We start from the raw sequence: 13,329 nt of genomic DNA, 5'->3' as shown, positions 1-13,329 counted from the left end.
TCTTCCGCATCGGTGACGCGGTGGCCGCGCGCAATACCCACGCGGCGATCTACGATGCCCTCAGGCTCGTCAAGGACCTCTAGGGCCGGCGCCTTCGCCGCGGCCTCGCAGGGGGCGCGGGGGCGCCTCTGCCCCCCGACCGATCCCGATCGGCCCCGGCGGTGCAGCCGGTGCGGGTTCTTCCTCTGCCCGCGCCGGAACGGCAGGAACTTCCCGGCGGAAAATCCCTATCTCGAACGACATCATTCCCGTATGGGCGCGGTTCTCGATCGCGCCGGCGTTCGCGGGAGCCATGGAGCGGAAGAACCGGTGAAACGCGCTCTTGCCCGCGGGAGGAATACTCGACCGACAGATAACTTCAGATTATGGACAGGTCATCCATAGAGGAGACCGTCGATGCCATCCCTGCGCCGCAGCATCCCGTCGATGAACGCGCTGGCCACCTTCGAGGCAGCGGCGCGGCACGGCAGCTTCACCCAGGCGGCGGCCGAACTCGGCGTGACCCAGGCAGCGGTCAGCCGGCAGATCAAGCTCCTCGAGGACGATCTCAACACCCCGCTCTTCGTCCGCGCACACCGGCGCGTCACGCTCACGGCCGGCGGCGCGGCCCTTGCTGGGGCGGTCTCGGGGGCGTTCGCCAGCATGGCGGAGATGATCGAGACGATCCGCCAGCCGCATCCGGCCAATACCGTGACCATCGGTGCCACGCTGGCCTTCAGCCACTTCTGGATCCTGCCGCGCCTGTCGGAGTTCCGCGCCGCGCATCCCGAGATCAAGCTCAAGCTCGTCGCCGACGACAGCGCCATCGATCTCAGGCGCGACCGGCTCGATGCGGTGATCCGGTTCGGGAAGGCGCCCTTCCCGGATGGCCGCAGCCTCGCGAGCCATTCCGACGAGGTCTTTCCCGTCTGCAGCCCGAAGCTCCTCGACCGGCTCGGACTCGACCCGAAGGCGGTCGACCTCCATCAGCTGCCGCTCATCGCTTCCGACACGGTGAACCCGAGCTGGCTGACCTGGCGGACCTGGGCCCGGGCCGCCGGACTCGGTGCCGCGCTCGGCCGGGCCCCGGAGCTGAGCCGGCTGCGCTTCAACCACTACACCGACACGATCGAGGCGGCAGTGAACGGCGAGGGCGTCGCGCTCGGCTGGTCCACGCTGCTGGCGGGCCACCTGGCGGAGGGACGGCTGGTCCGGCTCGGCGCGGGAAGTGTTGTCACCGAAGAGCAGTACCACGTCGTCGTTCCCGCCGGGCGGGAGCGTTCGGCGGCAACGGAGGTCTTTCTCGACTGGATCGTCGGAAAGTTCGGGCCCGCGGAGCCTTCGCACCCCCGGTGAGGGCGATGCCGGCAGCGGTTTGAGAGGGTGGCGGCACCACCGGACCGCAAGCTGCGGCGGTCCGTTTCCTCTCCCGGCGACGCTCCCCGCCCCCGGAACGCTCCTGAAATCCGGTTGACCGGGCTATCTCCCTGTCGGGACGGAAAACCGACGCGAAACCGAAGGTTGCGGGGTGCGGTTCGCGCCGGTCAGTCCTCGCCGGTCAGTCCGCCGCGCGACGCCGCAGCCAGCGCCAGAGATAGATCAGCGGCCAGCGCAGGATCGAGGCGCCGGCGGCGAGCACCATCAGGCCGGTCCAAGGGCCGTTCTCGTAGGTCACCCAGCCGAGAATCGGAATTCCGGCGGCGATCAGCCCGTAGGCCGCGCGCCAGTGGCGATCACGGGAGGGCAGCATCGCGATCAGCGTCGCGGTGACGGCCCAGAGGCAGGCGGCGAGGATCGAGCCGCTCATCGCGCCTGGTCTTTCCCCAGAAGGCGTTTTGCGAAATATCCCAAGGGCTTGCGGAACATCGAGACGAAGGCCGCCAGCGCGGCCACACCGATCCAGGGGCTCACGGCGCGCGAGAGCCAGACGATCAGCAGCAGCGCTGACGCAACGAGCGGCAGGCCGACAATCCGCTGGAACCGCATCGGCAGGAAGGCCACGGCGGTCGCCGCGACAACCCAGAGACAGGCCGCGACAATGGGCGCCGTCACCGGTTCACCCCTTTCCGGCCAGGCGGGCCGGCAGGGCGTTGGCCCAGGCGGATATGGTGCCCGCACCGAGGCAGACCACCATGTCTCCGGGCCGCGCCTGTTCCCGGACCAGTCGTTCGAGATCGGCTTCGCTGAGGATCGCGCGGGCGTGGCGGTGGCCGTGGGCGATCAGCCCGGCGACGAGGTCATCGCGCGAGGCACCGGGGATCGGGTCCTCGCCGGCGGCATAGACCTCGGCAATGGCGACCACGTCGGCTTCGTTGAAGCAGGTGCAGAAGTCGTCGAAAAGACTGGACAATCTTGTGTAACGATGAGGCTGGTGGACGGCGATCACGCGGCCCCCCGGATTGGAGGCGATGGCTTGCCGCGCCGCTTTCAGCACGGCCGCGATCTCCACCGGGTGATGGCCGTAGTCGTCGATGATCGTCACCCCGCCGAGCACTTCGCCGACCTTGGTGAAACGCCGGTTGACGCCCGCGAAGCCCGCCAGCGCCTCGCGGATCTCCGACCGCTTCATCCCGAGGTGGCGGGCCACGGCGACTGCGGCGAGGGCGTTGGAGACGTTGTGGTCGCCCGGCATCGGCAGGGTGCAGCCTTCGATTTTCGAACCTTCGCCTTCCCCCTGAAGAAGCACGTCGAAATGCGCCTTGCCATCTTCGAACGTCAGGTTCACGGCGCGCACGTCGGCCTGGGCGTTGAAGCCGAAGGTGATGACGCGGCGGTCGGTCACCTTTCCGACCAGCGCCTGCACCTCGGGATGGTCGGTGCAGCAGACCGCGACACCGTAGAAGGGGATGTTGGAGACGAAGTCAAGAAAGCCCTTCCTGAGGTTCTCGATCGTGCCCCAGTGCTCCATGTGCTCGGGGTCGATGTTGGTGACGATGGCGATGGTGGCGGGCAGGCGGTTGAAGGAGCCGTCCGACTCGTCGGCCTCCACCACCATCCACTCGCCGGCGCCGGCGCGGGCATTGGAGCCATAGGCATGGATGATGCCGCCGTTGATCACCGTCGGGTCGAACCCGCCCTTGTCGAGGAGCGTCGCCACCATGGTCGTGGTTGTCGTCTTGCCGTGGGTTCCCGCGATGGCGACGTTGGAACGGAGCCGCATGAGTTCGGCCAGCATCTCGGCCCGGCGCACCACTGGCAGGCCGCGCCGCCGCGCCTCCTCCAGCTCCGGGTTGCCCTTCCTGATCGCCGAAGAGACCACTACCACGGCGGCCTCGCCCACGTTTTCGGCCCTCTGCCCCTCGAAGAAGGTCGCGCCCAGCTTCACCAGACGGTCGGTGATCTTCGAGGCCTTCGCGTCCGAGCCCTGCACGGCATAGCCGAGCGTCATCAGCACCTCGGCGATCCCCGACATGCCGATGCCGCCGATGCCGACGAAATGGATGGGCCCGAGTTCCCCGGGAAGCTTGGTTGCGGCGGCAGCGTTCATGGCACCTCTTTCGCGTCTTCGGTCAGGGCTTCGACGAGTTGCACCAGGCGTTCCGTCGCATCCGGGATCCCGTAGGAGAGTGCAGCATGTGCCATGCGTACCGCTCCTGGGGGGTTATCCAGGACCGCGGCGACATGGCCCGCGAGCGTGGCGGCGTCAAGCCGGGATTCGGGGATGAGGATCGCTGCCTCTGCGGCAACGAGCCCGCGCGCGTTGGCGGTCTGGTGGTCGCCCGCCGCCGCCGCGAAGGGGACGAGGATCGACGGCCGGCCCACGACCGAGATGTCGGCGACCGAGGAGGCGCCGGAACGCGAGATCACAAGCTGCGCCTCGGTCAGCCGCCGCGGCACATCGGCGAAGAAGGGCTCCACCTCGGCGCGGATGCCGGCTGCGGCATAGGCGGCGATCACGCGCTCCATGTCCTCGGGGCGGGCCTGGTGGGCGACGCGGAGATTGGCGCGGAGCGCCTCCGGCAGGAGCGCGAGCGCGGCGGGCACCACGTCGGAGAGGATGCGCGCGCCCTGGCTGCCGCCGATCACGAGGACGCTCATCGGATAGTCGCCCGGCGGGATATAGGGCGCGCCCGCGCGTTCGAGCACGGCCGCGCGCACAGGGTTTCCGGTGTGACGGCCCTCCACCCCTTCGGGCAGGTCGGTGGGCCAGGTGCCGCAGGCGATGAGGCGGACGCGGGAGGCGAAGGCGCGGTTGACCTTGCCGAGGACGCCGTTCTGTTCGTGGATCATGCGCGGGAGCTTCAGGAGCACCGCTGCGCCGAGCGCCGGGATCGACGGGTAGCCGCCGAAGCCCACGACGACCGCCGGCCGGTCGCGGCGCATCGCCATGCAGGTCCCCGCGATGCCCACCGCGATGCGCAGGGGCGCCAGCGCCTTCGCCGCGATACCGCCCCGCGCGAAGGTGGCCGAGACGACCTCCTCGATGGTCACTGCCCTCGGGAAGCCGCCCGCATAGCGCGCGCCCCGCGCGTCGGTCGAAAGCTTCACCCGCCAGCCCTTCGCCACCATCGCCTCGGCCAGCGCCTGAGCGGGAAACATGTGCCCGCCGGTGCCGCCCGCGGCGATGAGAAGAAGGGGCGCGGCCATCAGCGGCCCCGCTTCAAGAGCACGTCCTCGATACGCCCCTGGGGCCGGCTGCGGGTCAGCGCCAGGAGCATGCCCATGGCTATGCCCGAGGCGATGACAGACGACCCGCCGTAGCTCACGAAGGGGAGCGTCATGCCCTTCGCCGGCAGAAGCCGGACCGCGACACCCATGTTGATGAGCGCCTGCACACCGAAGGCGCAGGCAAGCCCGGTGCCGGCGATGCGGATGAAGGGATCGCGCTCCTTCAGAAGGCGGAAGAGCGACCGCGCCGTGATCGCGGTGTAAAGTGCGATGATGAGAAGGACGAGGACAAGGCCATACTCCTCTGCCGCGACGGCGATGATGAAGTCCGTATGAGCGTCGGGCAGCGACCATTTCACCGTCCCCTCGCCCACGCCGACGCCGAAGAATCCGCCTTCCTGGATCGCGTTGGTCGCATAGCCGATCTGGGTGCGCGGATCGACTTCGGCGGCAAGGAAGCCGTCGATGCGGCGCGCGAAGTGTTCCGATGCGTCATAGGCGAAAAGCCCGCCCGCGACGACGAGCCCGCCGACGACCGACAGCAGCAGGATCGGCGCACCGGCCACGAAATACATCACGCCCCAGGCGAAGAGGATGAGGCAGGCCTGACCGAAATCAGGCTGGAGGGCGAGGAAGAGGACGATGCCGAGCGCGAGGACGAAGCTGTAGAGCCGGCCTGGCGGGCCGTTGATCTCCATCGCCGCTGCAATGAGCCAGCCGGCCATGATGACGAAGCCGGGCTTGAGGAATTCCGAGGGCTGGAACGACCCGAAGCCGAGCGAATACCAGCGCACGGCGCCCTTGCCGAAGTCGGTGCCGAAAAGCGGCAGGAGGATGAGTGCCACGAAGGCACAGAAGAAGCCGACGACGCCGATCCGTCGCACCGCTTCGGGCGAGAGCATGGAGATGACGCACATCGCCGCGAGCGCGACGCCGCCGAACATGGTCTGGCGCGCGACGTAGTAATAAGGGTCGAGCCCGTTCTTCTCGGCCAGAGGCACCGAGGCCGCGAGCGCGAGCAGAAGCCCGATCCCGAAGAGGATGAGAACGAAGGTGAGCGACCATTTGTCGATCGTCCGCCACCAGCGGGGAAGCACCGGCTCGCCCGCCCGGGCGGGCACGGTGCCATAAACCATCTCCGTCATGGGATACCGCCTTCACTGCCTCACGTTGCCCGTTTTCCGGGTCTGGCAGGAAGCCTAGCGCGGAACCGGCGCGGGCGCCAGAGCAAGTTGGTCCGCCCTTGGCTCAGCCGCCCATCAGGGCGGCCCTCCGCGCCAGAGCCGAGGGCGGCCAGTACCGGGTGCGGTCGTAGTATTCCGGCACCGCGGGGACACCCTCGGGGATCACGTACCAGGGCGCTTTCGTCTCGGTGAAGATGTGGATGTCGGGCGGGCATGAGGCAGGGTCGTCGAGCGTGCCCACCCGCACGAAGGCGATCTTGCGCCCTGCTCCGGCGTAGTGCGACCAGAGCGCCACGCAGCAGTCCGGACAGCGCAGGATGGCCTGGCCCCTGCCCGAGGCCGAAGGGGTCAGCACCTCCACGGGGTCGTCGGCGAGGATCTCGATCCGGCCGGTCTCGATCATCGCGTTGATCGCGTGCGGCCCGCCGGTCTCGCGCTGGCACCAGGTGCAGTGGCAGGCGTGGACGAAGAGCGGCCGGTCGGTGAGCCGGAAGCGGATGCGTCCGCAGGTGCAGTGGCCTTCCATGGTCTCCTCCCGCGCCCGATACCGGCTGCCGTGCCTCACCCCGGCAGAAGCCAGACCGCGAGCAAGGGCGTCGCGCCCGAGCGCATCGCGTGCCGGATTCCCGGCGGGTTGTAGATCAGCCCGTGCGGGCCGGGGTCGGTCCAGTCCATCCGCGCATTCCACCACTCGCCCGGCGTCAGGGCAAGATAGACCTCTTCCGGCGGATGGTCGTGATCGGGATAGGTGAGGTCCGGTGCCATCAGTGACACGCCGATGTGCAGGTCCTGCCGGTCCTCGAGACCGCCGGGCCCGATCACGGTAGCGTTGGCGTGGCTTTCGGGAAAACGGCCATCCGCCCCTGCCGCTGATGCGCGAGGCTTCCAGCCGAGCCGCGGGGCAAGCGCGCCGAACGCCTCGGCAACCCTGCGTCGGGCCGGCGGCCGGTCCAGTGCGAGTGCCATAGGCAGGACATCGCAGACCGGGGGCCAGGCGGGATCGACCGCCACTGACTTCCCGGCGCTGTGGCGGCACCGGTCGAAGACCCGCGCCGCGGCCCGCCGCGCGTCGGACGCGGGGGGCGCGTCGGCCATCACCGCGGTTTCGAGCACGTCGAGAAAGCCCGCGATGGCGGGATCGCGGTGACCGTGCGCGCCTGGCATCGTCATGTCCCCTCCTGTCGCGCCTGGCCCTGAAGCGCCCGGACCCGTTCCGTGAAATCCTCGCCCCGCTTCTCGAAGTTCGGGTATTGGTCGAAGGAGGCGGCCGCCGGTGCGAGGAGCACGGTCTCCCCCGCCTCCGCCTCCTCGGCGGCGCGCGCCACGGCTCGTTCCATCGTCTCGCAGATCTCGTGCGGCGTGTCGCCCAGTTCCAGCGCGAAGTCCCGCGCGGAATGGCCGATGAGATAGGCCTTCACCACGGCGCCGAGGAAGGGCCTGAGGCCGGCAACGCCGCCCTCCTTGCCGAGACCGCCGGCAATCCAGCGGATCTTCGCGAAGGCCTGCAGCGCCTTCGCCGCGCTGTCCACGTTGGTGGCCTTCGAGTCGTTCACGAAACGCACGCCGTTCCGTTCGGCAACGAACTGGCTTCGGTGCGGCAGCCCCTCGAAGGAATGGAACGCCTGCTCGACGAGCTTCGGCGCCACGCCAAGGGTGCGGGAAGCCGCATAGGCCGCGCAGGCGTTCTGGTGGTTATGGGCGCCGGGCAGGCCCCTGATCTCGCGCAGGTCGATGGACGCCACCTGCCGGCCCTTGCGCCATTCGGCAAGAAACCCCTTGCGCGCGAAGACCGACCAGCCCTCGCCGTCGAGCTTCTGCCCGGAGGAGATGCGGATCACCCGGTCGTCCGCCGCCCCCTCGGCCATCTGGTTGGCAAGAAAGCGCCCCTCCGTCTCGTCGACGCCGATCACGGCGCGGTCGGGCCCCCCTTCGGCGAAGAGCCGGCGCTTGGCGGCGAAATAGCCGCCGAGACCGCCGTGCCGGTCGAGATGGTCGGGCGAGAGGTTGGTGAAGACCGCGATGTCGGGCGTCAGCGCGCGGGCAAGCTCGGTCTGGTATGAGGACAACTCCAGCACCACCACCTCGCCCTCCTGCCCGGGGTCGAGGTCAAGGACGCCGCGGCCGATGTTGCCGGCCATCTGCGTCGGCCGGCCCGCGACCTTCAGGACGTGGTGGATGAGCGCCGTCGTGGTGGACTTGCCGTTCGATCCGGTGACGGCGACGACCTTGGGCGCCACCGCCATCTCGTCCCATCCCGGCGTCGCGAAGGAGCGGAAGAAGAGCCCGATGTCATTGTCGACCGGAACGCCCGCGGCAATCGCCCGCGCGATCAGCCGGTTCGGCTCCGGATAGAGGTGCGGGATGCCGGGCGAGACGACGAGGCTCGCGACCCCTTCCCAGGCGTCGGCACGCGTGAGGTCGGTGAGGGTGAATCCCGCCGCCTCGGCCTTGGCCCTCGCCTCGGGCGCATCGTCCCAGAGGCAGGGAACGGCGCCGCCGGCGGCGAGCGCCGCCGCGGTGGCGAGCCCCGACCGGCCGAGCCCCAGCACGGCGACCTTGCGGCCTTCGAAACCCTGCACCGGAATCATGACGCGGCCCTTCCCCTCGTGCCCCAACGACAATGCCGCGCGCCCTTGCCGCCTGCAAGCCGGGGCGCTCCGGAAGGCGTCCCTGTGCCGGCGCCCGCCACAATCCCGCTCGGATTGGGTCGCGTTCACGCTTGATTCAGATGTCAGACCGATCGTCGGGGAAAACCCTGGGGGTTTGGATGCTCGCTCTTGTCGGACAGAGGCTTCGCGCGGCGCGGCGCCTGATCCTTTTCGCCACGCTCATGGCCTTCGCGGCCGGCGTCATCGGCTTCCTGCGGCACGACATCACCGTTCACGGCGTGCCGCTGCCGCTTTTTACCGGTCTCGTCACCGCGCTCGTCGTCGGCACGGCCGCCACGGTGACCAGCGTCCTCCTGCCGGCGCTCGCCGCCTTTGTCGAGGCGACCGCAATCGCGCGTCTGGCCGCGGCTGTCGCGGCCTTCGGCCACCCGGAGTTCGGCGCGGCCATGCAGCACTCGCCCCTTCTGGCCGCAACGGTGGTCGTGGGCGGCGCGCTGGTCATCCGCAGGCTCACCGCCCACCCCGCGGCAAGGGAATGGTCAGTCATCGCGTTTCTTCCCTCGCGCCACATCGCCGCCTGACGGATCGGCGGAGCCCGGTCGCCACCGCCGGCGCACGATTTCCGCGGTGCCGAGCAGCAGGGCGGCCAGCGACAGCGCGATCACGATGTGATGGTGTGTCTCGATCCGGCCGAAGACCCGCTCGACCGCATGGCCCGCGCCGAATCCGAGCGCGGTCACGGCATGGGCCCAGACAAGACAGCCGACCAGGTCGAGCGCGAAAAACCGTGCGGGCGGGATGGCCGCCGCACCGAGCGTCAATGCGCCCACCGTCTTGAGCCCGTAGAGGAACCGGAACGACAGGCAGAGGCGGTCGGGATGCGCCCGGACCCAACCCGCGACCTTGCGCGTACCGGGTTTTTCCAGGACACCGCGCGCGCGGGGAAAACGGGCCAGATGCCGGCCGATGTGGAAGATCGCCTGATCGACGCAGAGCGCGCCGAGCGCCGCGGCCAGCGCCGCCGCCTCGAACGGGAAGAAGCCCCGGTGCGCCAGAACGCCCCCCATGAAGGCCACGCCCTCGCCTTCCAGGAAGCTGCCCGCCGCGATTGCCGGCAGGCCCCAGTCCGCAAGCACCTGCTCCAGCGCCATCCGCCCCTCCCCGTTCGGGCGCAGGATGATGGCAGCGGCGGCGGGCGGCAAGCCCTGCGCCGGGCTCAGCGCAGCTTCAGCGTGGCAAGCCCGATGAGCGCGAGGATGAGCGAGATGATCCAGAAGCGGATCACGATCTGCGGCTCGGCCCAGCCCTTCTTCTCGAAGTGGTGGTGGATCGGCGCCATCAGGAAGACGCGCTTGCCGGTCCGCTTGAAATAGGCCACCTGGATGATGACGCTGAGCGCCTCCACCACGAAGAGGCCGCCGACGATGGCGAGCACGATCTCGTGCTTCGTGGCCACCGCGATGGCGCCCAGTGCCCCGCCGAGCGCGAGCGAGCCCGTGTCGCCCATGAAGACCGCGGCCGGCGGCGCGTTGTACCAGAGGAACCCGAGCCCGCCGCCGATCAATGCGGCGGTAAAGACCAGGATCTCGCCGGTGCCGGGGACGTAGTGGACCCCGAGGTATTCGGTGAAGTCGATCCGGCCCACGGCATAGGCGATGACGCCAAGCGTGCCGGCCGCGATCATCACCGGCATGATGGCGAGCCCGTCGAGTCCGTCGGTCAGGTTCACCGCATTCGCGGCCCCGACGATCACCACCATGGCGAAGGGCACGAAGAACCATCCAAGGTTCAGCAGCGTGTTCTTGAAGACCGGGAAGGCGAGCTGGTTCGCCAACTCGGCCGGGTGGACATAGGCCGCCATGCCGCCTGCGAAGGCCGCGATCAGCAGGCCGAGGAGCATCCGCATACGCGACGACACGCCCCTGGAATTCTGCTTCGTCACCTTGGCGTAGTCGTCGGCAAAGCCGATGAGGCCAAAGCCGTAGGTCACGAAGAGGACGATCCAGACGTAGGGATTGTCGAGCCGCGCCCAGAGCAGCGTCGAGACGAGTATCGCCGAAAGGATCAGGAGCCCCCCCATCGTCGGCGTGCCGGCCTTGGCGAAATGCGTCTGCGGTCCGTCGTCGCGGATCGGCTGGCCCTTGCCCTGCCGCCGCCGCAGCAGGTCGATCAGCGGGCGGCCGAAGAGGAAGCCGAAGAGAAGCGCGGTGAAGAAGGCTGCACCGGCCCGGAAGGTGATGTAGCGGAAGAGGTTGAAGACGTCCCCTCCCTCGGCCAGCCCGGACAACCAGTACAGCATTACTCACTCCCCCGCGCTTCGGCCGCGCCCGGTTGCCCGAGTTTCCTCAGGGCGTCAACCACCAGGCTGACCTTCGATCCCTTGGAGCCCTTCACGAGCAGAACATCGCCGGCATCGGCGATCTGGTGCGCCCGCGCCGCGAGGTCGGCCGCCGTTTCGTGCCACTCGCCCCGCTTCGCCCGCGGCAGCCGGTCCCAAAGCGCGTGCATCCGGGGGCCGACGCAGTGGACGAGATGGATGCTGTCCATCGCCGGGTGGTCGGCGATCGCGCGGTGCAACTCCGCCTCGGTCGGGCCAAGCTCCAGCATGTCGCCGAGCACGGCAATGCGGCGCCCGCCCTTGATCCGGCCGATCCCGTCGCGGGGTTGCGCCGCGCCGAGCACGTCGAGTGCCGCGCTCATGGACGCGGGGTTGGCATTGAAGGCGTCGTCGATCAGGTCGAAGGCCAGCGCCTCGTCCACGATGTCCATGTGGATGCGTTCGCGCTGCCCCCGGCCCTGCGGCGGGCGCCAGCGGCCGATGTCGATGGCCGCGACCGCCGGGTCGGCGCCGACCGCCTCGGCCACCGCGAGAACGCCAAGGGCGTTCATGGCGAAATGCCGCCCCGGGGTCTGCACCTTGAAGAGCATGGCGGCGCCGTGGCGCAGGGCGCGCACGATGGTCGTGTCTTCGGCAAGCGTGACGTCGGTGATCCGGTAGTCGTCGCCGGCCTCGGCCCCGAAGCGCAGCGTCCGGCCGGCGCGGGCCGCCGCCTCGGCGAGGATCGGCGTCACGGAAAGGCCGGACGGAATCACCGCGATGCCACCCGGCTCCAGCCCCTGAAAGATCGCGGCCTTCTCGCGGGCGATGCCCTCGATGTCCTCGAACGCCTCGAGGTGTGCCGGCGCGACGGTGGTGATCATCGCCACATGGGGCCGGGCGAGACGGGAGAGCGGCGCGATCTCGCCGGGGTGGTTCATGCCGATCTCGACCACGGCGAAATCGGCGTCCACGGGCATCCGCGCCAGCGTCACGGGCACGCCCCAGTGGTTGTTGAAGCTCGCCTCGGCCGCGTGGACCCGGCCCTGCCCCGCAAGAACGGCGCGCAGCATCTCCTTGGTGGAGGTCTTGCCGACCGAGCCGGTCACCGCGATCACCTTTGCCGTCGTCCGCGCCCGGCCCGCCGCCCCGAGCGCCGAAAGCGCGGCGAGCACATCGGGCACGACCAGCAAGGGATCGGCCTCGGAACAGCCCTCCGGAATGCGCGCGACCAGCGCGGCGGCAGCCCCCTTGTCGAGTGCGGCGCGGACGAAATCGTGGCCGTCGCGCGCGTCCTTCAGCGCGACGAAGACGTCGCCCGGCGCAAGTGTCCGCGTGTCGATGGACACTCCGGTCGCATCGAAGGGTCGCGTGACCCGTCCTCCGGTGGCGCGCGCCGCGTCCGCCGAGGTCCAGAGCGCGCTCATATCCGCCCCTCCAGCGCCGCGACCGCGACAGAGGCCTGTTCCGCGTCGTCGAAGGGATAGATGTCGTTGCCGACGATCTGGCCGGTTTCGTGCCCCTTGCCGGCGATGAGAAGCGCGTCGCCCGGCCCGAGCGCATCGACGCCGCGCAGGATCGCCTCGGCCCGGTCGCCGACCTCGGTCGCCTCGGGGCAGCCGGCCATCACCTCGGCGCGGATCGCTGCCGGGTCCTCGGACCTGGGATTGTCGTCGGTCACGAAAACGACATCGGCGTGTTTCGCCGCCACCTCGCCCATCAGGGGGCGCTTCAGCCGGTCGCGGTCGCCACCCGCGCCGAAGACGACGACGATGCGGCCCAGGACATGCGGGCGAAGCGACTGGAGCGCCGAGGCGAGCGCGCCGGGCTTGTGGGAATAGTCGACGAAGACGGTCGCGCCGTTGTCGCGCTTGGCCGCAAGTTCCATCCGTCCGCGCACCGTGGTCAGGCCGGGCAGCGCCGCGATCACCGCCTCGGGCGCATCGCCTGCGGCCATTGCAAGGCCGGCCGCCGCCAGGACGTTTTCGGCCTGGAAGCCGCCGATGAGGGCGAGGCGCACGAGGTGCGGACGCCCGCCCTGGGTGAAGCGCAGATCCTGCCCGGTGGCGTCGAAGCGCTGCGCGGCGATCCTGAGATCGGCCGCCGGATCGTGCCCGACGGTCATAATCCGCTGGCCCCGGCTGCGGGCGATCGTCAGCACCTCGCGCCCGCGCGGGTCGTCGATGTTGATGACGGCGGTCCCTTCCTCGGGCAGGACGCGCGAGAAAAGCCCCGCCTTCGCCGCGAAGTACTCGTCGAAGCTCGCATGGTAGTCGAGGTGATCCTGGCTGAAGTTCGTGAAGGCCGCAGCCTTCAGCCGCACCCCGTCGAGCCGGCCCTGGTCGAGCCCGTGGGACGAGGCCTCCATCGCCGCATGGGTGACGCCGGCCTCGGCCATGTCGCGAAGCACGCGGTGGAGCGTGATCGGTTCGGGCGTGGTGTGCGCAAGCGGCGCGGTGAAGTCGCCGAGCACGCCCATCGTCCCGAGGTTCGCCGCCCGGTGGCCGAGCGCCTGCCAGATCTGGCGGGTGAAGGTGGCCACGGACGTCTTGCCGGAGGTTCCGGTGACGGCGACCACGGTTTCCGGCTGGCGGCCGAACCAGAGCGCCGCCGTGTAGGCAAGCACCTGGCG

At 69.7% G+C, this 13,329-nt stretch carries 14 protein-coding genes; 2 read left to right on the top strand and 12 right to left on the bottom strand.

Annotated features, from left to right (window positions below):
* Nucleotides 1-396: 396 nt before the first annotated feature.
* A complete protein-coding gene (locus ACMUOO_RS14230) occupies nt 397-1,335 on the top strand; it encodes a LysR substrate-binding domain-containing protein (RefSeq protein ID WP_301919475.1) in 939 nt (312 codons plus the stop codon).
* A gap of 202 nt (nt 1,336-1,537) precedes the next feature.
* On the opposite strand, the gene ACMUOO_RS14225 is transcribed toward ACMUOO_RS14230, so the two are convergent.
* From ACMUOO_RS14225 to murD, 8 genes are all read right to left on the bottom strand, one after another.
* A complete protein-coding gene (locus ACMUOO_RS14225) occupies nt 1,538-1,786 on the bottom strand; it encodes a DUF2484 family protein (RefSeq protein WP_301919476.1) in 249 nt (82 codons plus the stop codon).
* A complete protein-coding gene (locus tag ACMUOO_RS14220) occupies nt 1,783-2,031 on the bottom strand; it encodes a DUF2484 family protein (protein ID WP_301919477.1) in 249 nt (82 codons plus the stop codon). The genes ACMUOO_RS14225 and ACMUOO_RS14220 overlap by 4 nt, the downstream gene beginning before the upstream one ends.
* A gap of 4 nt (nt 2,032-2,035) precedes the next feature.
* Nucleotides 2,036-3,466, bottom strand: coding sequence for a UDP-N-acetylmuramate--L-alanine ligase (gene murC, locus ACMUOO_RS14215; RefSeq protein WP_301919478.1), 1,431 nt, complete (start codon nt 3,464-3,466; stop codon nt 2,036-2,038).
* Entirely contained in the window at nt 3,463-4,566 is a 1,104-nt protein-coding gene (locus ACMUOO_RS14210; protein WP_413855618.1) for a UDP-N-acetylglucosamine--N-acetylmuramyl-(pentapeptide) pyrophosphoryl-undecaprenol N-acetylglucosamine transferase, read from the bottom strand. The genes murC and ACMUOO_RS14210 overlap by 4 nt, the downstream gene beginning before the upstream one ends.
* Nucleotides 4,566-5,732, bottom strand: coding sequence for an FtsW/RodA/SpoVE family cell cycle protein (locus ACMUOO_RS14205; RefSeq protein ID WP_301919480.1), 1,167 nt, complete (start codon nt 5,730-5,732; stop codon nt 4,566-4,568). The genes ACMUOO_RS14210 and ACMUOO_RS14205 overlap by 1 nt, the downstream gene beginning before the upstream one ends.
* A gap of 103 nt (nt 5,733-5,835) precedes the next feature.
* Nucleotides 5,836-6,297 (bottom strand): GFA family protein, encoded by a 462-nt coding sequence (locus ACMUOO_RS14200; RefSeq protein WP_301919481.1) that lies wholly within the window; start codon nt 6,295-6,297, stop codon nt 5,836-5,838.
* Nucleotides 6,298-6,332: 35 nt separating this feature from the next.
* Nucleotides 6,333-6,941 (bottom strand): dimethylsulfonioproprionate lyase family protein, encoded by a 609-nt coding sequence (locus ACMUOO_RS14195; protein WP_301919482.1) that lies wholly within the window; start codon nt 6,939-6,941, stop codon nt 6,333-6,335.
* Nucleotides 6,938-8,359 (bottom strand): UDP-N-acetylmuramoyl-L-alanine--D-glutamate ligase, encoded by a 1,422-nt coding sequence (murD, locus tag ACMUOO_RS14190; protein ID WP_301919483.1) that lies wholly within the window; start codon nt 8,357-8,359, stop codon nt 6,938-6,940. The genes ACMUOO_RS14195 and murD overlap by 4 nt, the downstream gene beginning before the upstream one ends.
* 179 nt (nt 8,360-8,538) lie before the next feature.
* On the opposite strand from murD, the gene ACMUOO_RS14185 reads away from it, so the two are divergent.
* On the top strand, nt 8,539-8,961 hold the full coding sequence (locus tag ACMUOO_RS14185) for a hypothetical protein (RefSeq protein ID WP_301919484.1): 423 nt from the start codon (nt 8,539-8,541) through the stop codon (nt 8,959-8,961).
* Here the strand turns inward: ACMUOO_RS14185 and ACMUOO_RS14180 are convergent.
* The 4 genes from ACMUOO_RS14180 to ACMUOO_RS14165 all read right to left on the bottom strand — a co-directional run.
* Nucleotides 8,920-9,531 carry a DedA family protein gene (locus ACMUOO_RS14180; RefSeq protein ID WP_413855615.1) on the bottom strand — a complete coding sequence of 204 codons (612 nt, stop codon included), beginning with the start codon at nt 9,529-9,531 and terminating at the stop codon, nt 8,920-8,922. The two genes, ACMUOO_RS14185 and ACMUOO_RS14180, sit on opposite strands and share 42 nt — an antisense overlap.
* Nucleotides 9,532-9,596: 65 nt before the next feature.
* A complete protein-coding gene (mraY, locus tag ACMUOO_RS14175) occupies nt 9,597-10,679 on the bottom strand; it encodes a phospho-N-acetylmuramoyl-pentapeptide-transferase (RefSeq protein ID WP_301919486.1) in 1,083 nt (360 codons plus the stop codon).
* Nucleotides 10,679-12,124 (bottom strand): UDP-N-acetylmuramoyl-tripeptide--D-alanyl-D-alanine ligase, encoded by a 1,446-nt coding sequence (locus tag ACMUOO_RS14170; protein WP_301919487.1) that lies wholly within the window; start codon nt 12,122-12,124, stop codon nt 10,679-10,681. Before ACMUOO_RS14170 ends, mraY begins: the two co-directional genes overlap by 1 nt.
* On the bottom strand, nt 12,121-13,329 hold a 1,209-nt coding region (locus ACMUOO_RS14165; protein WP_413855612.1), incomplete at its 5' end, for a UDP-N-acetylmuramoyl-L-alanyl-D-glutamate--2,6-diaminopimelate ligase. The genes ACMUOO_RS14165 and ACMUOO_RS14170, both read right to left, overlap by 4 nt.

The sequence above is a fragment of the Albidovulum sp. genome, from assembly GCF_041919395.1.
GTDB lineage: Bacteria > Pseudomonadota > Alphaproteobacteria > Rhodobacterales > Rhodobacteraceae > Albidovulum.
Note: the sequence above shows the minus strand (reverse complement) of the source record. Positions and strands in the feature narration are given on the sequence as shown.